Here is an 18,195-nt window from a genome sequence, read left to right on the forward strand (position 1 = left end):
GATGGACCTGCACACCGTCACCGGGTTCCGGCGCGCCCGCGAGCGCGCCGACCTGGCGCTGGCGCCGGGGGAGCGGATCCTCGCCGGCGGGACGTGGCTGTTCTCCGAGCCGCAGCCCGGCGTCACCGGCCTGGTCGACCTCACCACGATGGGCTGGGAGCCGCTGTCCGACCTGCCCGGCGGCGGCCTGTCGGTGGCCGCGACCTGCCCGATCGCCGACCTCGCCGCGCACGGCGAGCGCACCGGGACCCCGCTGTTCGCCCAGTGCGCGCACGCCCTGCTCGCGTCGTGGAAGATCTGGCACACCGCGACCGTCGGCGGGAACGTGTGCCGCGCCTACGCCGCCGCCGGGATGGTCGCGCTCGCCGCGACGCTCGACGGGCTCGCCGTCGTCTGGCCCCCCGACGGCGAGGAGCACCGCGTCCCGGTCGCGTCGCTCGTCACCGGCAACGGCACCACCGCGCTGGGCCCCGGCGAGGTCCTGCGCGCGGTCGAGCTGCCCGGCGCCGCGCTCCGCGCCCGCACCGCGTTCCGCAAGATCGCACTCGCCGAGCTCGGCCGCTCCGGCGCCGTGCTCACCGGGCGGGTCGACACCGCACCCGACGGCGGCGCCGCCACGTTCGTGATCACCGCCGCGACCGAGGCGCCCACCGTCCTGCGCTACCCGGCCGGCGTGCCCGACGCGGACCGGCTGCGCGCCGACGTCGACGCCGTCGACGGCTGGTACACCGACCCGCTCGGTTCCGCGGACTGGCGCCACGGGGTCAGCGCGGTGCTGCTGGAGCAGATCCGGGAGGAGCTGTCGTGAAGCTGCACGTCAACGACACCGAGCTGGAGGCGGAGCCCGCCCCGGGGCAGTGCACCCGCACGTTCCTGCGCGAGCACGGGCACCTGGAGGTCAAGAAGGGGTGCGACGCCGGGGACTGCGGCGCCTGCACCGTCCTGCTCGACGACCGGCCCGTGCACTCGTGCCTGATCCCCGCCCAGCGCCTCGACGGCGCGCGGGTCACCACCGTCGCCGGGCTGGCCGGGGCGGACGGGGAGCTGCACCCGGTCCAGCAGGCGTTCGTGGAGAAGTTCGGGTTCCAGTGCGGGTTCTGCACGGCCGGCCAGATCGTCACCGCCACCGCGCTCACCCCCGACGACCTCGACGACCTGCCGCGGCGGATGAAGGGCAACCTGTGCCGCTGCACCGGCTACCGCAGCATCCGCGAGGCGATCGAGACCGGCGTCCGTGGCGGCTGCACCCCGCGCGCCCCGGGCGGGACCGCCGGCACCGTCGGCTGCTCGGCGCGGCCGCCGGCGGCGGAGCGCATCGTCACCGGCAGCGAGCCGTTCACCTTCGACACCGACCTCACCGGGGCCCTGCACCTGCGGATCCTCGGCTCCCCGCACGCCCACGCCCGCATCCGGTCGATCGACACCACCGCCGCGCAGTCCGCGCCGGGCGTCGCGCTGGTGCTGACCCACCACGACGTGCCGGACCTGCGCTACTCCACCGCCCGGCACGAGCACCGCACCGACGACCCCGACGACACCCGGATGCTCGACGACGTCGTCCGCCACGTCGGGCAGCGGGTCGCCGCCGTCGTCGCCGAGACCCCGGCGCAGGCCGAGGCGGCCTGCGCGCTGGTCGCCGTCGACTACGAGGTGCTGCCCGCCGTGCTCGACCCGGAGGCGGCCCGGCGGCCCGGTGCGCCGCTGGTGCACCCGGACCGGAGCCCGGCCGACCGCGTCGACGACGCCGGGCGCAACGTCGTGCTCGCCCTGCACGGCGGGCACGGCGGCGACGTCGACGCCGCGCTCGCGGCGTCCGCGCACACCGTCACCGGCACCTGGCGCACCAGCCGCGTCGCGCACGCCCAGCTGGAGTGCCACGGCGCGATCGGCTCGCTCGACGCCGACGGCAGGCTCGTCGTGCGGGCGGGCACCCAGGTCCCGTTCCTCACCCGCGGCGAGCTCGCCCGGGTGCTCGGCCTCGACCCGGACCGGGTCCGGGTGCACACCGCGCGGGTCGGCGGCGGGTTCGGCGGCAAGCAGGAGATGTTCGCCGAGGACCTCGTCGGGCTCGCGGTGCTGCGGACCGGGCGCACCGTCGTCCACGAGTTCACCCGGTCCGAGGAGTTCACCCGCACCGCGCTGCGCCACCCGATGCGGGTCGCGGTCACCCTCGGCGCCGACGACGACGGCCGGCTCACCGCGATGAAGCTCGACGTCCTGTCCGACACCGGCGCCTACGGCAACCACTCCCGCGGGGTGCTGTTCCACTCCGTCGCCGAGTCGGTCAGCGTCTACAACTGCCCCGTCAAGCACCTCGACGCCGAGGTCGTCTACACCCACAACGTGCCCAGCGGCGCGTTCCGCGGCTACGGCCTGGGCCAGGTGATGTTCGCCGTCGAGTCCGCGATGGACGAGCTGGCGATCGCGCTGGACGTCGACCCGTTCGACCTGCGGCGACGCAACATGGTCCGGGCCGGGGACCCGCTGCACGTCGCCCACCACGGCGAGCCCGAGCACGACCTGCACTGGACGAGCTACGGCATGGACCAGTGCCTCGACCTCGTGGAGGACGCCCTGGCCGACGGCACCGGTGACCCGGTCCCCGACGGCCCGACGTGGCGGGTCGGCGAGGGCGTCGCCCTGGGCATGATGACGACGATGGCCCCGTTAGGGCACGCCGCCACCACCACGGTGACGCTGCTGCCCGGCGGGCGCTACCGGCTCGGCGCCGGCACCGTCGAGTTCGGCAACGGCACCACGACCACGCACCGCCAGGTCGTCGCCACCGTGCTCGGTACGACCCCGGACCGCGTCGACGCCCACCACGGCGACACCGACGCCTGCGGCTACGACACCGGGGCGTTCGCCTCGGCGGGCACCACCGTCGCGGGCAAGGCACTGCACGCCGCGGCGACCGCGCTGCGGGAGCGGATCCTCACCGTCACCGGCGGCGGGGAGCTGCACGCGGCCGGTGTCACGGCACCCGGCGGCGAGTGGACGCTCGACGACGTGCTGGCCGCCGCGTCGTCGCCCGCGGGGCTGGCGGCCACGGGGGAGGAGCCCGGCACCGCGCGGGCGATCACCGCGAACTGCCACGGCGTGCGCGCCGCGGTGGACACCGCGACCGGCGAGGTCCGGGTGCTGCGGTCGGTGCAGGCCGTCGACGCCGGCACCGTCCTGAACCCCGAGCAGCTGCGCGGGCAGGTCGAGGGCGGCGCCGCGATGGGACTCGGCAGCGCGCTCTACGAGGAGGTGTACGTGGGAGAGTCCGGGGAGGTCCTCAACCCGGTGTTCCGCACCTACCGGGTGCCGCAGATGGCCGACGTCCCGGATACCGAGGTGCGCTACGCCCGCACCCACGACGCGCTCGGCACCTACGGCGCGAAGTCGATGAGCGAGGCTCCCTACAACCCGGTGGCACCCGCGGTCGCGAACGCGATCCGCCGGGCGCTGGGGGTGCGGCCGTACCACCAGCCGTTCAGCCGCGACCGGGTGTGGCGGCTGGCGGCCGGCGGCACGGCGCCCTGAGGCACGGCGTCCCGAGACGCAGTGGTCAGCCGCGGCGGCGGGCGTGCTCCAGCAGTGCGGTCGCGGTGAGCTTGCCCAGCTCGTTCGCGGCCAGGGGGCTGTCGCCGGTGATGAGGTTGCGGTCGGTGGTGCAGCGGCCGGTCATGTCGTCGTTGACCACACGGACGCCCTCGTCCTGCAGGGCCTTGCCGAGCAGCCACGGCATCTCGCCGGGCAGGTAGCCGATGTCGATGTTGGCGCCGGCGTCGAGCGAGTCGGGGAACACGCACATCTCGTACCCCTCGAACACCGACCGGCCGCGGCCGATGCGGGTCGAGAGGAACGCGGCGGGCCCGTGGCACAGCGACACCACGAGCCGGTCGCTGCGCATCGCCCACTCCAGGGTGTCGCGGACGTCGGTGGAGAACGGCAGCCCGGACAGCGCACCGTGCCCGCCGGGGACGAACACCGCGAGGTAGTCCGAGTCCTCGCCCAGCTCGCGCTCGACGACCTCGGCCAGCGACTTCGGGGCCCGCCACTGGGCGATCAGCTTGTCGCGGGCACTGCCGACCGCCTCGTCCTCGCCGGGGTAGGCCCACCACTCGAACTTCGCCGGGTTGCCGGTGAGCGTCGCGATCTCGACGCCGAACCCGGCCTCCAGGACGTGGTGCAGGGGGAGCAGGGTCTCCACCGGGTGGTTGCCGGTGGAGAAGAAGGTGCCGTTGCCCATGCGCAGGTAGCGCTCGTCGGTGGCCAGGACGAGCACCTTCCAGCGGCCGCCGGTCCAGGCGTGCCGCTCGGTGGCGAGACCGTCGAAGTCGGTCCTCGGCGCGGTGTAGGCGTCCAGCGAGTACGGCGACGGGAAGTAGGCCTCGTGCTCCGCCGGGTCCGCGGTGGGGTCCTTGCTGAGCGTGCTGTCGGACATCGGGGTGCCTCCGGGTCGTTCGTGCGGTGCCCGCGCGGCGTACCCCCGCCCGGTGCCGGTGAACCGCGCCGCCGTGCGTTCACCAACTTGTCCATACAGGGTGGTGGACGGCCCGGCGAGGTGGTGCGACCGTCGCGGGCATGGCAGCTCCCGTGACGACCGCCCGCTACGCCCGCTGGGACGGCGTCGGCGCCCCGTTCCGCCTGGTCACGACCGCGCTCGGCGAGCCGGGGCCGGGTGAGGTCCTGGTGGCGGTCGACCTGGCGACGGTGTGCGGTTCGGACCTGCACACGACCCGCGGGCACCGCTCGTCGCCGGTGCCGGGGGTGCTCGGGCACGAGCAGGTCGGGCGGGTCGTCGCGACGGCGCCGGGCCTGCACCACGTCGACGGGTCGCCGGTGCGGACCGGCGACCGGATCGTCTTCTCGGTCGCCGCGTCCTGCGGGGAGTGCCGCCGCTGCCGTCGCGGGATCCCGCAGAAGTGCACCGACCTGCACAAGTACGGCCACGCCCCGCTGGACGAGGCCCGCCCGCTGACCGGCGGGTTCGCCACCCACTGCCTGCTGGCGCCGGGCACGGCGACGGTCGTCGTCCCCTCGGCGGTGCCCGACGAGGTCGCCGCACCCGCCTCGTGCGCGACGGCCACGGTCGCCGCGGTCCTCGACGCCGCCGGCTCGCCGGGCCCGGGAGCGCGGGTGCTGGTGACGGGTGCGGGCATGCTCGGTGTGACCGCGGCGGCGATGGCCTCCCGCGCGGGCGCCGAGGTCGTGGTCGCCGACCCGCACGCCGACCGCCGCGACCGGGCCCGCCGCTTCGGCGCCGCGGACACGGTCGGGACCCCGCCGGAGCGGGCGTTCGACGTCGCGCTGGAGCTGTCCGGTGCACCCGCCGCCGTGCGCGCCTGCCTCGACGCGCTCGACGTCGGCGGCACCGCCGTCCTCGCCGGTTCGGTGTCGCCCGGCCCCGCGGTGGGACTCGACCCGGAACGCCTGGTCCGCGGGCTGCACACGGTCGTCGGCGTGCACAACTACGCCCCCCGCCACCTCGCCGCCGCGGTCGCGTTCCTCGTCGCCGAGCACACGCGGTTCCCGTTCGCCGAGCTGACCGGTGGCCCGTGGTCCCTCGACGCGCTCGACGACGCCTTCGCCGCCGCCGGGGCGCCGGGTGCGGCGCCGCGCCAGGCCGTGCGGCCCTGACGTCGCTCCCGATCGTCGGGCCGGGCCGGGCCGGGCCGGACCGGGTCTGGCTGGGCTGGGCCGGGTCTGGTTGGGTCGGGGCCGGGCCGCCTCGGGCCCGGTCCGGGTCCGGTCGGGCGCGGGTGCGGGTCCGGTGGGGCCGGGGCGCTGCCGTCGCCGCCGCCCGCCCGACGAGGTCCGGAGCACCATGTCTGGGCTTCTCCGGGCGTACGGATGCCGGCCGTTGGTGTGGCGCTCGTATCCACCCGATGCGCCACGGCGGACCCGACTCCGGGGGTCTGCGGGAACAGCTCATCGCACGAACCGATTCGGCAGGGCGGTCGTCCTCCCGGCTCCGGAGGGGGATGTGTGTCGATTCGCTTACCCGGTAAGCGAATTCAGAACAGGGGCACCTCTGCGTGGCGGCGGCAGCGACAGTGGCGGTGGCAGGGGTGGCGGCGGCGAAGGCGGCGGCGACTGTGGCGGCGGTGCGACTCCGGTCCGGCGCCGTCGTGCACCGGCCCGCGGGCGCGCTCCCGGCGGCGGTCGATCATCTCGGAGCCGGAGCCGGAGCCGGAGCCGGAGCCGGAGCCGGAGCCGGAGCCGGGCCGGGCCGGGCCGAGCCGAGCCGGGGCCGGGGGGGGCGAGCCGGAGTCCGAGCCCGCGGGCCCCGATCCGTGGCGCGACCGGGCCCGGGCACCGCGGTCGCCGACGGGTGCCCGTCGCCGCCCACCCGCGGGCGCCCCCCACCCGCTCACTCCCGCGCGAACCCACCCCGCCCGCTGCGGGTGTTCGTCACCGTCACGGTCGCGACGTCCGGGCGGTAGCGGTCCTCCGACCACTCGAGGGCGTCCCCGGCGGAGTCCCAGGTCAGCCGTCGTTCGCGGAGCAGGGGGTGTCCGACCTCGACGTCGAGCAGGGACGCGTCGAGCTCGTCGGCGGCGACGGCGTCGAAGGTGTGCCGGGCCGCGTGCAGGTCGACGCCCTGGCCGGTGAGCAGGGCGTAGATCGACCCGGCGTTGAGGTCGGCGTCGAGCAGGGCGCGCCCGACCTTCTCCACGTAGGTCATCCGCTCCAGCATCGCGGGACGGTCGTCGAGCAGGCGCAGCCGGATCAGCTGGACCGCGTAGTCCTCGGGCTCCAGGCCCAGCGCCGCCGCGACCGCGGGCGACGGGTGCCGCAGCGCGATCTCGTGCAGGCGCTGGCCCGGGACGTGGCCGGTCAGCTCCGCGCGCCGGGTGAAGGACAGGAACGACTCGAACGGCTGGGCCGGCACCGCGTCGAGCACCACCGGGCGCCGGCCCTGCCCGCCGCCGATCAGGCCCTCGTCGCGCAGGGCGGCCAGTGCCTGGCGGACGGGGCCGCGCGAGGCCGAGAACTCCCGGCACAGCTCGGCCTCGGACGGCAGCGCCTCGCCGACACCGATCGCGCCGCTGCGGATCCGGGTGCGCAGCTCGTCGGCCAGTGTGCGGTGCAACGGGGTCCCCACGGACGGTGACTCTACAAGCGTCAGGCCGCTGAGCACGACGTCCAGGGGTCGGGCAGGTGAACGGATCCCGACTTGTATCGACAAGTCATTGCGGTGCGGGACATCCGGCTGGCACCGTCGCCGCCGTGACCCGGACGAGTGACCTCCTGATCGTCGGGGCCGGCGTCGTCGGCCTCGCCCACGCCGTCGAGGCCGTCGAGCGCGGCCTGGCCGTGACCGTGCTCGAGCGCGACGAGCACGCCGTCGGGGCCTCGGTGCGCAACTTCGGCCACGGCTGCCTCACCGCCCAGACCGGCGACGCGCTGGAGTTCGCCACCCGTGGCCGTGGCACCTGGTTGCGGCTGGGCGCCGAGGCCGGGTTCGGCGTCGCCGAGTGCGGCACCGTGGTCGTCGCCCGGTCGGTCGAGGAGCGCGCCGCGCTCGAGGAGCTCGCGGCCACCCGGGGCGACGACGTCGAGCTGCTCGACCCGGCGCGGGTCCTCGACCGGGTCCCGGTCGCCCGCGAGGGACTGCACGGCGGGGCGTTCCTGCCGCGTGACCTGCGGGTCGAGCAGCGCCGGGCGGCCGGGGCGATCGCGGCGTGGCTCGCGGCCCGGCCCGGTGCCGAGATCCACTTCGGCTGCCCGGTGCACGGCATCGACGCGGCCGGCGCCGGGTCCGGCGAGACCGGGATCGGCGCGGGCGGGATCGGGGACGCGAGCGGCGACGGCCCGGTGGTCGTCCGCACCGGGCGCGGGGAGTTCCGGGCCCACCGGGTCCTCCTCTGCGTCGGTCACGACCTGGACCGCCTCGTCCCCGGCCTCGCCGACGACGCGGGCCTGCGGCGCTGCGTCCTGCAGATGCTGCAGGTCCGCCCGCGCACCCCGCTCACGATCGGCCCGGCCGTGCTCACCGGCAGCTCGATGCTGCGCTACCCGGCCCTGTCGGGCACAGCGGGCGCCGCCGCGCTGCGCGAGCGCTGGCGCACCGAGCGCCCGGAGCTGCTCGACGCGGGCGTCAACCACATGCTCACCCAGCTGCCCGGCGGCGACCTCGTCGTCGGCGACACCCACCACTACGACCGCACACCCGAGCCCTGGACCGACGAGACCCTCGACGACCTGCTGCTCGCCGAGACCCGGGCGCTGCTCGGGACCGGCGTCGACGTCGTCCGCCGCTGGCGGGGCGTCTACGCCGACGCCCCCGGCGAGTTCCTGATCCGCCCGGTCGCACCGGCGACGACCGCCGTCGCGGTCACCTCCGGCATCGGCATGGCCACCGCGTTCGGCCTCGCACCGGCCGTGCTCGACCGCGTCCTCTGAAACGGGAGACCCCCATGCGCCGCCCCCGCCTGCTCGTCGTCGCCGCACTGGCCGCGAGCCTCGCCCTCACCGCCTGCGCCGGCCCGTCCGGCCCCGCCGCCGCCGAGTCGCCCACCTGCCCCGGTGGGCGGATCCGGATGGGCATCGAACCCTTCGAGGACCCGGCGAAGCTCGTGCCCGCCGCGGAGATCCTCGGCGACGCCCTCGAACGCCGGCTGAGCTGCCCGGTCCAGGTGCAGGTCACCGACGACTACGCGGCCGAGGTCCTCGCCATGCGCAACGACCGCCTGGAGATCGGGATCTTCGGCCCGCTCGGCTACGTCTTCGCGTCCGAGCGCGCCGGGGCCGAGCCGGTCGCCTCGTTCGGCACCGCGACCGGTGAGCTGTCCGCCTACACCGCCGGGATCTGGGTGCCGCGCGGTTCCGACGTCACCACGGTGGCCCAGCTGCGCGGCCGCACCCTCGCCCTGGGCTCGGTCGGCTCCACCTCCGGTGACGCCCTCCCGCGCAAGGCGCTGCTCGACGCCGGGCTCGCCCCCGCCGACGTCCGGGTCGACTACGCCGGCGGCCACCCCGAGGCGCTGCTCGCGCTGACCAACGGCACCGTCGACGCCGCCGAGATCAACTCCCAGCAGCTGGCCTCGGCGACCGCGTCGGGGACGTTCGACCCGGCGGGGTTCCGCCGGGTCTGGACCTCCGCGCCGATCCCCAACGACCCGGTGACCGTGCGCGGCAACCTCGACCCGGCGTTCAAGGCCGCCGTCACCGACGCCCTGCTGAACCTCGACCCGCAGGCGGTGGGGGAGATCGGCGCACTGCTCGACGTCACCCCGCCCGGGAAGCTCGTCCCGGTCACCCGCGACACCTACGCGCCGCTGTTCGAGCTGGCCCGCACGCTCGGCCTGACCGAGAAGGACGTCCAGTGAGCGCGCTGCTGGCGGTCCGCGGCGCCCGGGTGCGCTACGGCGACCGCGAGGTCCTCCACGGCGTCGACGTCGACGTCCACGCCGGGGAGCTGCTCGCCGTCCTCGGCGCCAACGGCTCGGGCAAGTCGACGCTGCTGCGCGCCGCCGCCGGGCTGACCCCGCACCTCGGACGGGTGCTCGTCGGCGGCCGGCCGCGCGGACGGCTCGACGTCGCGCTGGTCTTCCAGCGGATCCACCTCGTCACCCGGCGCACCGTGCTCGACAACGTCTGCGCCGGCGCGCTGGGACGGCTCCAGCTGCGGTCCTCGCTGGTCCCGGCCCTGTTCCCGCGGGCGCTGCGGGAGGAGGCGATGGGCTGCCTGGACCGCGTCGGCCTCGCCGACCGCGCCCACGACCGCGCCGGGTCGCTGTCCGGCGGGCAGCAGCAGCGGGTCGCCGTCGCCCGTGCACTGTGCCAGCGCGCCCGGGTCCTGCTCGCCGACGAGCCGGTGTCCGCGCTCGACCCGGCCGCCGCCGAGCAGGTGCTCGGCCTGCTCGCCGAGCTCGCCCACACCGAGCGCCTCGCCGTGCTCGCCGTCCTGCACCAGCCCGACCTCGCCGCCCGGCACGCCGACCGCGTCGTCGGGCTGCGGTCCGGGCACGTCGTCCTCGACGGACCCCCCGGCGGCGACGTCCGCGCGCTCTACCCCGACACCGCCGACCACCGCGAGCCGGCGGCCGCCCTGGAGGCCGCACCGTGACCACCACCGCACCGGACGTCCGCCGCGTCCCCGTCCCGCCGCGGCGCCGCGACCCGCGCACCCTCGCCCTGGCCGCGACGGTCGTCGTCGTGCTGCTGGTCGTGCACGTCATCGCCTGGCGCACCACCGAGATGTCGTTCGCGACGCTGCTCGGCGGCGCCGACGGCATGGCCGAGTTCCTCACCGAGGCGATCCCGCCCGACCTGTCCTGGGCGGTCCTGGGTCCGAGCCTGCAGGGAGCCCTGGTCACGCTGTGGATCGGGCTGCTCGGCACCACCCTGTCGATCCCGTTCGCGCTGGGGCTCGCCCTGGCCGCCGCGCGCGGCACCGCCCCCGGGCCGGTCACCTACCAGGCCGCCCGTGGCCTGCTGTCGTTCCTGCGCGCCGTGCCCGACGTCGTGTTCGCACTGGTCTTCGTCACCGCGGTCGGGCTCGGCCCGTTCCCCGGGGTGCTCGCGCTGGTCCTGCACAACATCGGCGTGATGGGCAAGCTCTGGGCCGAGACCGTCGAGGACGCCGACCCCGGCCCGCCCACCGCGCTGCGCTCCGCGGGCGCCGGACGGCTGCAGGTCGCCGTGCACGCGCTGCTGCCGTCGGTCACCCCGCAGCTGGTGGGGCTGCTGCTCTACCGCTTCGACGTCAACGTCCGCTCGTCGCTGGTGCTCGGCCTGGTCGGCGCCGGCGGCATCGGGTTCCTCATCAACCAGTCCATCCAGCTGTTCCGGTTCGACGAGATGCTCACCCACATCCTCGTCGTGCTGGTGCTGATCGTCGCGGTCGACCAGCTGTCCGCGCTGGTCCGCCGCCGTCTCGGGAGTGACACGTGATCCGACTCGCCGCACTGGACATCGCCGGGACCACCGTCGACGAGGGGGGAGCGGTCTACCGGGTCCTCGCCGAGGTCGTCCGGGAGGCCGGGCACGCGGGCGACGACGCGGCGATCCGCCGCTGGATGGGCGCCGACAAGCGCGAGGCGCTGGCCGCGCTCACCGGATGCGGCGACCCGGCGCACGTCGAGGAGCTGCACGACGCCTTCGTCGCCGCGCTCGCCGACGCCTACGCCGCCGCACCGCCGCGCCCGCTGCCCGGCGTGACCCGGGCGTGCGCGGCGCTGCGGGCCGCCGGGACCGCCGTCGTGCTCACCACGGGCTTCGACCGGCAGGTGACCGACCCCCTGCTGGCCGCGCTGCCCGCGGCGTTCACCGGCGCGCTCGACGCCGTGGTCTGCGCCGAGGAGGTCGGCGCGGGCCGCCCCGACCCGGCGATGGTCCACCGGGCGATGGCGCTGACGGGGGTCGAGGACCCCGGTGCGGTCCTGACCGCGGGCGACACGGTGCTCGACGTGCAGGCCGGCCGCAACGCCGCCGCCGGGCGGGTGGTCGCGGTGCTGTCCGGCGCGCAGACCCGCGCCGAGCTCCTCGCGGCCGGGCCGACCGACGTCGTCGACGGCGTCGCCGACCTCCCCGGGCTCTGCGCGGTGGCCGGTCAGAAGTCGTGACCGGCCTCGGGCGGGTTGCCCGAGATCCGGCGGAGGTGCAGGTGCCGGGCCAGCCGGATCACCGGGCGGACGAGCATCTCGATCGACCCGACGACGAACAGCCACGTCCCGGCGTAGCTCGTCGCGTCGGAGAGGAACAGCACGCTGCCGACGACGAACCAGATCCCGATCAGGACGTCGTTGGCGATGCTGAGCGCCTCGTAGCGGCGGCGGACCACCAGCTCCGCGTGGCCGACGGTGAGGGTGAGGGTCCGGCCGTTCTCGGCGATGTCCATGCCGGGGGACTACCCCGCGCCGGGCCTGTCCGACGCGCGGTGTGACCCGGGTCGGGTCAGGGGGCGGCGGGTGCGTCGCAGCCCGGCCCGCGGTGCGCGTCGCGGTGCACCTCGTCGCGCAGGGTGCCCAGGATCCGGGCGAGCTCGGCCCGGTCGTGGTCGCCGAGCCTGCCGAAGAACTGCTGCGCCTCGTCGGCGCGGCCCGCCCGGATCGCACCGGCGGTCGCCGCGCCGTCGCCGGTCAGCCGCAGCAGCACGGCCCGGCGGTCGCCCGGGTCCGCCGCGCGCTCCACCATCCCGAGCCCGGCCAGCGCGTCGACGACCTCGGTCGCCGAGCGGGGCGCGATGCGCAGGTGCCCGGCCAGCTCGCCGGGGCGCATCTCGCCGTGCCGGGCCAGCACCATCAGCGCCCTGGCCTGCGACGGCGACAGCCCCCAGTCCGCCAGCCGCTCGGCGGAGGTGTGCCGCAGCCGCCGCGCCACGGCCCAGAACGCGTCGACGAGGTCACTCGGAAAGTCGGGTTCCGGCACGGGAACAGACTAGCAAGCGACACTGTTGTTGCCTCATAGTGAGGTAACCACAGCATTGTGGCGCAGCATCGTGAGGAGCTCCCCTTGGACCCCCGACCCCCGAACCGGCCCGGCCGGCCCGACACCCGCACCTCCTCACCGGAGGAGAAGGAACAGGCCCGCGCGGTCTCGCTACGGCGCATCGGCGCCCTGTTCGCCCCGCACCGGGGCCCGCTCTCGGTCGTCGTCGTGACGATCGTCGCCTCGTCGATCGTCGGGATGGCCTCGCCGTTCCTGCTGCGCGAGGTCATCGACGTGGCGCTGCCGCAGCGCGACGTCACCCTGCTCGCCTGGCTCGCCGGCGGGATGGTCGCGGTCGCCGCGGTGACCGCCGCGCTCGGCGTCGCCCAGACCTGGATCTCCACCCGCATCGGCCAGGAGGTCATGCACGGGCTGCGCACCGGCGTCTTCGCCCACCTGCAGCGCCAGAGCCTGGCCTTCTTCACCCGCACCCGCACCGGTGAGGTGCAGTCGCGCATCACCAACGACATCGGCGGCATGCAGTCGGTGGTCACGAACACCGCGACCTCGGTCGCGTCGAACCTGACCACCACCGTCGCGACCCTGGTCGCCATGCTCGCGCTGTCCTGGCAGCTCACCCTGGTCTCGCTGGTCGTGCTGCCCCCGGCGATCCTGCTGACCCGCCGGGTCGCCCGCACCCGCCGCGCGATCACCGCCGCCCAGCAGCGGGAGCTGGCCGACCTCAACGTCACCGTCGAGGAGAGCCTGTCCGTCGACGGCGTCGCGCTGTCCAAGACCCTCGGCAGCGGACCGGAGCTGACCCGCCGGTTCAGCACCTCGTCGTCGCGGCTGATCGGGCTGGAGCTGCGCTCCCAGCTCGCCGGACGCTGGACGATGGCCGTCACCCAGGTCGTGTTCGCCGCCGTCCCGGCGGTCATCTACCTCGCCGCCGGCCTGCCGTTCGCGGCCGGGACGATGAGCATCGGCACCCTGGTCGCGTTCACCGCGCTGCAGGGCGGGCTGTTCCGGCCGGTCATGGGGCTGCTCAGCGTCGGGGTCCAGATCGTGGCGTCGCTGGCGCTGTTCGCCCGGATCTTCGAGTACCTGGACCTGACCGTCGACGTCGTGGAGCCCGAGCACCCGGTCGCGGTGGACCACGACCGCGTACGCGGGCACGTGCGCCTCGAGGGCGTCACGTTCGCCTACCCGGGCAGCGACGCCGCCGCCGTCGCCGGGATCGACCTCGACGTCCCGGCCGGGACCACCCTGGCGCTGGTCGGCGAGACCGGCTCGGGCAAGACCACCCTGGCGGGGCTGGTCGCGCGGCTGCACGACCCGACCGCGGGCCGGGTCACCATCGACGGCGTGGACCTGCGGGACATGGCCGCCGCCGACCTCACCCGGATCGTCGGCGTCGTCGGGCAGGACACCTACCTGCTGCACGCCACCGTGCGGGAGAACCTGCGCCACGCCCGTCCGGACGCCACCGACGCCGAGATCGAGGCCGCCGCGCGCGCCGCGCAGGTCCACGACCTGATCACCGGCCTGCCCGACGGCTACGACACCGTCGTCGGCTCGCGCGGGCACCGCTTCTCCGGCGGGGAGAAGCAGCGCATCGCGATCGCCCGCACGCTGCTGCGCGACCCGAAGGTGCTGGTCCTCGACGAGGCCACCAGCGCGCTGGACACCCGCACCGAGCGCGCCGTGCAGGCCGCGTTCGACGCGCTGGCCCACGGCCGGACGACGATCACCATCGCGCACCGGCTCTCCACCGTGCGCGGCGCCGACCGGATCGCCGTCGTCGACCACGGACGGATCGTCGAGTCCGGCAGCCACGACGAGCTGCTCGCCGACGCGGGCCGCTACGCCGCGCTGGCGACGGTGTGAACGGCGACGGTGTGAGCGCCTACGCCACGCCCGGGGCCGTGACGACCTCGACCAGCCGCGGCCCGTCGGCGGCGAACGCGTCCTTGAGCGCGGCCGCCGCCGACGCGGCGTCGGACACCGACACCGCCGGGACGCCGTAGCCCTCGGAGATCTTCACGAAGTCCAGGCCGGGGACGTCCAGGCCCGGTGTCTCCCCGGTGCCCAGCAGCCCCGCGAAGCCGCGCAGCGCGCCGTAGGTGCCGTTCTTCAGGATCACGAAGACCACCGGCACCCGGTACTGCGCCGCCGTCCACAGCGCGGTGATGCCGTAGTTGGCCGACCCGTCGCCGACGAGTGCGACCACCCGGCGCGCGTCGCCGTGGGCCAGCTGCGCCCCGACGGCGGCGGGCAGCCCGAACCCCAGGCCGCCGGAGGCGGGGAACAGGTAGCTGCCCGGCTCGGTGAGGTCGGCCTGGGCGACGAAGTCGTCGATGGTCGAGGTGGACTCGCAGACGTGCACGGTCCCGGCCGGGGCCGCGTCGCGGACCAGCGCGAACAGCTGCTGCGGCGGGACGTGGTCCTCGGCGCCCTGCGGTGCGGGCGGCCCGGACCGGGGCGGCAGCGGCTCCCGCCCGGAGGCGGGCACCCGTCCGGCGAGCGCGGCCAGCGCCGGGCCGACCGGGCCGACCCACGCCTCGCCCATCGGGGCCCGCGCGGCCTCGGCCGGGTCCGCGGTCAGGTGCAGCAGCCGGGTGCCCGCCGGCAGCAGGTCACCGGGGACCCACTGGTGGTAGCGGAACACCGGAGCGCCCGCGACGAGCACGACGTCGTGCCCGGCCAGCCGGTCGGACACGTCGCGCACCGAGGCCGGGAGGATCCCGCGGAACGCCGGGTGCCGGGTCGGGAACGGGCACCGCGACGCCGACGGCGCGATCCAGACCGGGCAGGCGAGCCGCTCGGCGAGGGCGACGGCGTGGTCGTTGGCCCGGTCCGCGTCGACCTGCGGGCCCAGCACCAGCACCGGGTTCGCCGCCCCGGCCAGTGCTCCGGCCAGCTCGGAGAGCGCCGCCTCGCCGAGCTCGGCGGCGGCGGTCGCACGCCGGGACGGCAGGTGCGCGGCGTCCGGGCCCGCCTCGCGGGACCAGTCGTCGTAGGGGACCGAGAGGTAGACCGGCCCCCGGGGGGCCAGCAGCGCGGTGTGCACCGCCTGGGACAGCGCACGCGGCACGTCCTGGGCCGACGCGGGCTCGGCGGCGTACTTGACCAGCGGGCGCGGCAGCGCGGCCGCGTCCACGTTGGTCAGCATGACCTCCTGGCCGACCGTGGACCGCACCTGCTGGCCCGCGGTCAGCACGAGCGGGGAGTGGGAGTAGACGGCGTTGGTGAGCGCGCCCATCGCGTTGCCCGACCCGGACGCCGCGTGCAGGTTGACCAGCGCCGGGCCGCCGGTGGCCAGGGCGTAGCCGTCGGCCATGCCCAGTACGGCGCCCTCGTGCAGGCCGAGCACGTAGCGCACCCCGTCGGGCATCGCCGCGAGGAACGGCAGCTCGTTCGAGCCGGGGTTGCCGAACACGGTGTCGATGCCGTGGGCGGTCAGCACCTGCCAGCCGGCCTCGCCGACGGTCGTCATGGGGGCTCCTCGGGTCGCGGGACCCCCACCGTAGGTGCCGTCAGCGGCGCGCGGCGACCCGCTCGGCCCGGGCGCCGCGGCGTACGTGGGCGACGACCAGCGGCCGCACGGCCAGCGCGGCGGCGGCCAGGACCAGGGTGACGGCGGTGGGGGCCAGCGGCACGGAGACGATCGTGGCGACGGCCAGCAGCACCATGAGCACACCGGCGAGCACGACCGTGCGCACCTCGGTCGCCCGCGACTGCGGAGCGGCTCGGAACATGGCGTCCACCTCCTGATCGGCGCCCGTGCCCCCTGCTCGCACCGTGCGCCCCGAACACCGGAGTTCGGTCCGGCTAACTCTACGCCTCGGCACGCCTGAACAACAGCGTCGGGTCGCCGTCGGACCCGTGATCACTTATCGTGTACGCAGCGTCACACCTGTCGGGGGGCCGTCGGGGACGCCACGACGGGGGTGACGTGTGACCGCACCGGTACGGGATCCCCACCGGCACGTGCTGACCGTGCCGGTCAGCGACGAGCAGCTCGCCGAGGACGTCGCCGCGTTCCTGGCCGAGGGGCTCACGGCGGGGGAGCGGGTCGCCTACTTCGACGACGACACCGCCGGGCTGGTCTTGTCCCGCCTGGCCGACGACGGCGTCGACGTCACCGGGCCGCTGCGGTCCGGGCAGTTCCAGCTCGTCCCGGGCGAGTTCACCCGCGCCGCCCTGCACGCCCCGCTCGACGAGCTGACCGGGGTGATGGAGCAGAACGTCACCTCCGCCCTCGACGACGGCTGGGCCGGGCTGCGCTTCAGCGGCCAGATGGACCACGGCCTGCGCCGGCCCGGGGGACAGGTGCTCGACGAGTACGACCGCAGGCTCGACGACGCCGTCCGCGACCACCCGCTGCGCGCGCTGTGCGTCTACGACCACCTGCGCTACCCCGACGAGCTCATCGCGACGATGCGCAGCCTGCACCCCGCCGAGCTGACCGCCGCCCCGCTCTACGACGACAGCCTGCTGCGCGTCACCGAGATCGGCCCGGCCCGGGTCCGGCTGGCCGGCGAGGTCGACCACGCCAACCGGCCCCAGGTCCGCCGGGTGCTGGCCAGGCTGATCGACCGGGTCGTGCGCGGCGACGTCGGCGAGGGCACGCTGACCGCGGACCTGTCCGCGCTGCGGTTCGTCGACGTCGCCGGTGCGGTCAGCCTCGTGCACGCCGCCGACGAGCTCCCGGTCAGCGTGCGGCTACGGCTGGTGAACCTGCGTCCCGGTGTGGCCCGGCTGCTCGAACGCTGCGGTGCGGGGTTCGCCCCGCAGCTGGAGATGAGCACCCGCGAGCGGCACGCCCTCTGCCCCGCCGACGCGCTGGGCCTCGCCGGAGGTGGGTCGGAGTGAGCGGGCTGGTGCACGCCCTGTGCCGGCACGGCGGCGACGGCGACCTGACCGACCGGCTCGCCGACACCGTGCTCGACGCGCTCGCCGCGGGCGGGTCGGTGGCGACCCTGCTCCGCCCGGTCACCGAGGTCGCGCTGCGCGGCCGGGTCGCCGAGGCCCTCGGCGCGGACGCCGTCGCCGGGCTGCTGCGGCTGCGCCGCGACTGCGGGCCCGACGGTCCGTCGGGCCAGACCGAGGCGGCGCGCCTGGCCCGGGTCCTGCGGGCCCGCCACCGGGCGGTCGCGGGGCCGGTGACCGTCGTCGTCGAGCACTCCGCGGACCTCGACGACCCGCGCGGCGCCTACTGGGGCGAGGTCGAGGCGGCCGCGGCGCTCGCCCTGGCCGACCTGCCGCTGCGGCTGCTCTGCTTCTTCCCCGCGGACCTGCCCGGGCCCATCGCCGAGGTCGTGCGCCGCGCGCATCCGTTCGTCCTCGACGACGGCCGGCCCGTCCCGACCGGTGTCGACGCCGACCCGCGCCGGCTGCTCGACGGCCTCGGCGCCCCGGTGCCCGCCGAGCTCGGCGCCCCCGCGCAGGAGTTCCGCTTCGACGCCACGCAGCTGCGCGACGTGCGCCGCGCCGTCGACGAAGCACTGCGCGGCCAGGGGTTCCCCGACAGCCGCGCGGAGGACGTCACCGTCGCGGTCAACGAGGTCGCCACCAACGCCGTCCACCACGGGACGCACACGGCGCGGCTCATGCTGTGGACGCCCGAGCAGGACGTCGTCTGCGAGGTCCACGACGGCGGCCGGCTCGCCGACCCGCTGCCCGGCCTGGCCCCGCCGGACCCGGGCCGCGCGCACGGGCGCGGGATCTGGATCGCCCGCCAGCTCTGCGACCTGCTGCACGTGTGGGGCGACGACGCGGGCACCCACGTCCGCATCCGCGCCGCCGCCTGAGCGCACCCGGGCCCGG

General features: G+C 76.0%; 17 protein-coding genes. 11 read left to right on the forward strand and 6 right to left on the reverse strand.

The features are described 5' to 3' along the window. Position 1 precedes the first annotated feature (1 nt). Both KPL57_RS47120 and KPL57_RS47125 read left to right on the forward strand, forming a co-directional pair. On the forward strand, positions 2–808 hold the full coding sequence (locus KPL57_RS47120) for an FAD binding domain-containing protein (protein ID WP_226356961.1): 807 nt from the start codon (positions 2–4) through the stop codon (positions 806–808). Next, positions 805–3,528: a molybdopterin-dependent oxidoreductase gene (locus KPL57_RS47125; RefSeq protein WP_226356962.1), complete on the forward strand. Its 2,724-nt coding sequence runs from the start codon at positions 805–807 to the stop codon at positions 3,526–3,528. The genes KPL57_RS47120 and KPL57_RS47125 overlap by 4 nt, the downstream gene beginning before the upstream one ends. A gap of 25 nt (positions 3,529–3,553) precedes the next feature. Here KPL57_RS47125 and hchA read toward each other — a convergent pair whose 3' ends face one another. Beyond that, positions 3,554–4,432, reverse strand: coding sequence for a glyoxalase III HchA (hchA, locus tag KPL57_RS47130; RefSeq protein WP_226356963.1), 879 nt, complete (start codon positions 4,430–4,432; stop codon positions 3,554–3,556). Between the two features lie 140 nt (positions 4,433–4,572). Between hchA and KPL57_RS47135 the strand changes: the two genes are divergently transcribed. Continuing rightward, positions 4,573–5,628 (forward strand): alcohol dehydrogenase catalytic domain-containing protein, encoded by a 1,056-nt coding sequence (locus KPL57_RS47135; protein WP_226356964.1) that lies wholly within the window; start codon positions 4,573–4,575, stop codon positions 5,626–5,628. Between the two features lie 733 nt (positions 5,629–6,361). On the opposite strand, the gene KPL57_RS47145 is transcribed toward KPL57_RS47135, so the two are convergent. Beyond that, positions 6,362–7,096, reverse strand: coding sequence for a GntR family transcriptional regulator (locus KPL57_RS47145; protein ID WP_202968498.1), 735 nt, complete (start codon positions 7,094–7,096; stop codon positions 6,362–6,364). A 125-nt stretch (positions 7,097–7,221) separates the two neighbouring features. Here KPL57_RS47145 and KPL57_RS47150 point away from each other — a divergent pair, with 125 nt between their 5' ends. From KPL57_RS47150 to KPL57_RS47170, 5 genes are read left to right on the forward strand one after another with little or no spacing between them, the layout of a single operon-like run. Continuing rightward, positions 7,222–8,397: a TIGR03364 family FAD-dependent oxidoreductase gene (locus KPL57_RS47150; protein ID WP_226356965.1), complete on the forward strand. Its 1,176-nt coding sequence runs from the start codon at positions 7,222–7,224 to the stop codon at positions 8,395–8,397. Positions 8,398–8,411: 14 nt separating this feature from the next. Continuing rightward, the gene (locus tag KPL57_RS47155) at positions 8,412–9,323 is read left to right on the forward strand and encodes a phosphate/phosphite/phosphonate ABC transporter substrate-binding protein (RefSeq protein WP_226356966.1); all 912 of its coding nucleotides are present in this window, start codon (positions 8,412–8,414) and stop codon (positions 9,321–9,323) included. After that, positions 9,320–10,063: a phosphonate ABC transporter ATP-binding protein gene (locus KPL57_RS47160; protein ID WP_226356967.1), complete on the forward strand. Its 744-nt coding sequence runs from the start codon at positions 9,320–9,322 to the stop codon at positions 10,061–10,063. The genes KPL57_RS47155 and KPL57_RS47160 overlap by 4 nt, the downstream gene beginning before the upstream one ends. Next, the gene (gene phnE, locus KPL57_RS47165; protein WP_226356968.1) at positions 10,060–10,890 is read left to right on the forward strand and encodes a phosphonate ABC transporter, permease protein PhnE; all 831 of its coding nucleotides are present in this window, start codon (positions 10,060–10,062) and stop codon (positions 10,888–10,890) included. Before KPL57_RS47160 ends, phnE begins: the two co-directional genes overlap by 4 nt. Next, positions 10,887–11,561, forward strand: coding sequence for a phosphonatase-like hydrolase (locus KPL57_RS47170; RefSeq protein ID WP_226356969.1), 675 nt, complete (start codon positions 10,887–10,889; stop codon positions 11,559–11,561). The genes phnE and KPL57_RS47170 overlap by 4 nt, the downstream gene beginning before the upstream one ends. Here the strand turns inward: KPL57_RS47170 and KPL57_RS47175 are convergent. Together KPL57_RS47175 and KPL57_RS47180 are read right to left on the reverse strand one after the other, a co-directional pair. Then, positions 11,549–11,836 carry a YrhK family protein gene (locus KPL57_RS47175; RefSeq protein WP_226356970.1) on the reverse strand — a complete coding sequence of 96 codons (288 nt, stop codon included), beginning with the start codon at positions 11,834–11,836 and terminating at the stop codon, positions 11,549–11,551. The genes KPL57_RS47170 and KPL57_RS47175 overlap by 13 nt on opposite strands. A gap of 56 nt (positions 11,837–11,892) precedes the next feature. Further along, complete coding sequence (locus KPL57_RS47180; protein ID WP_226356971.1) at positions 11,893–12,366, reverse strand: MarR family winged helix-turn-helix transcriptional regulator; 474 nt, start codon at positions 12,364–12,366, stop codon at positions 11,893–11,895. An 84-nt stretch (positions 12,367–12,450) separates the two neighbouring features. Here KPL57_RS47180 and KPL57_RS47185 point away from each other — a divergent pair, with 84 nt between their 5' ends. After that, entirely contained in the window at positions 12,451–14,253 is a 1,803-nt protein-coding gene (locus KPL57_RS47185) for an ABC transporter ATP-binding protein (protein WP_308253110.1), read from the forward strand. Positions 14,254–14,272: 19 nt separating this feature from the next. Here KPL57_RS47185 and mdlC read toward each other — a convergent pair whose 3' ends face one another. Continuing rightward, positions 14,273–15,862 (reverse strand): benzoylformate decarboxylase, encoded by a 1,590-nt coding sequence (gene mdlC / locus KPL57_RS47190; RefSeq protein WP_226356972.1) that lies wholly within the window; start codon positions 15,860–15,862, stop codon positions 14,273–14,275. Between the two features lie 40 nt (positions 15,863–15,902). Continuing rightward, positions 15,903–16,124 (reverse strand): hypothetical protein, encoded by a 222-nt coding sequence (locus tag KPL57_RS47195; RefSeq protein WP_226356973.1) that lies wholly within the window; start codon positions 16,122–16,124, stop codon positions 15,903–15,905. A gap of 199 nt (positions 16,125–16,323) precedes the next feature. Here KPL57_RS47195 and KPL57_RS47200 point away from each other — a divergent pair, with 199 nt between their 5' ends. After that, a complete protein-coding gene (locus tag KPL57_RS47200) occupies positions 16,324–17,241 on the forward strand; it encodes an MEDS domain-containing protein (protein WP_226356974.1) in 918 nt (305 codons plus the stop codon). Further along, positions 17,238–18,179 (forward strand): ATP-binding protein, encoded by a 942-nt coding sequence (locus KPL57_RS47205; RefSeq protein WP_226356975.1) that lies wholly within the window; start codon positions 17,238–17,240, stop codon positions 18,177–18,179. Before KPL57_RS47200 ends, KPL57_RS47205 begins: the two co-directional genes overlap by 4 nt. Positions 18,180–18,195: the final 16 nt, after the last annotated feature.

This window comes from Pseudonocardia sp. ICBG601 (assembly GCF_020496245.1).

Excerpts from the sequence above, each read along its gene's own strand:
- KPL57_RS47135 (WP_226356964.1), top strand. The coding sequence starts at position 4,573 with ATGGCAGCTCCCGTGACGACCGCCCGCTACGCCCGCTGGGACGGCGTC.
- hchA (WP_226356963.1), bottom strand. The coding sequence starts at position 4,432 with ATGTCCGACAGCACGCTCAGCAAGGACCCCACCGCGGACCCGGCGGAG.
- mdlC (WP_226356972.1), bottom strand. The coding sequence starts at position 15,862 with ATGACGACCGTCGGCGAGGCCGGCTGGCAGGTGCTGACCGCCCACGGC.
- KPL57_RS47195 (WP_226356973.1), bottom strand. The coding sequence starts at position 16,124 with ATGTTCCGAGCCGCTCCGCAGTCGCGGGCGACCGAGGTGCGCACGGTC.
- KPL57_RS47120 (WP_226356961.1), top strand. The coding sequence starts at position 2 with ATGGACCTGCACACCGTCACCGGGTTCCGGCGCGCCCGCGAGCGCGCC.
- KPL57_RS47155 (WP_226356966.1), top strand. The coding sequence starts at position 8,412 with ATGCGCCGCCCCCGCCTGCTCGTCGTCGCCGCACTGGCCGCGAGCCTC.
- KPL57_RS47175 (WP_226356970.1), bottom strand. The coding sequence starts at position 11,836 with ATGGACATCGCCGAGAACGGCCGGACCCTCACCCTCACCGTCGGCCAC.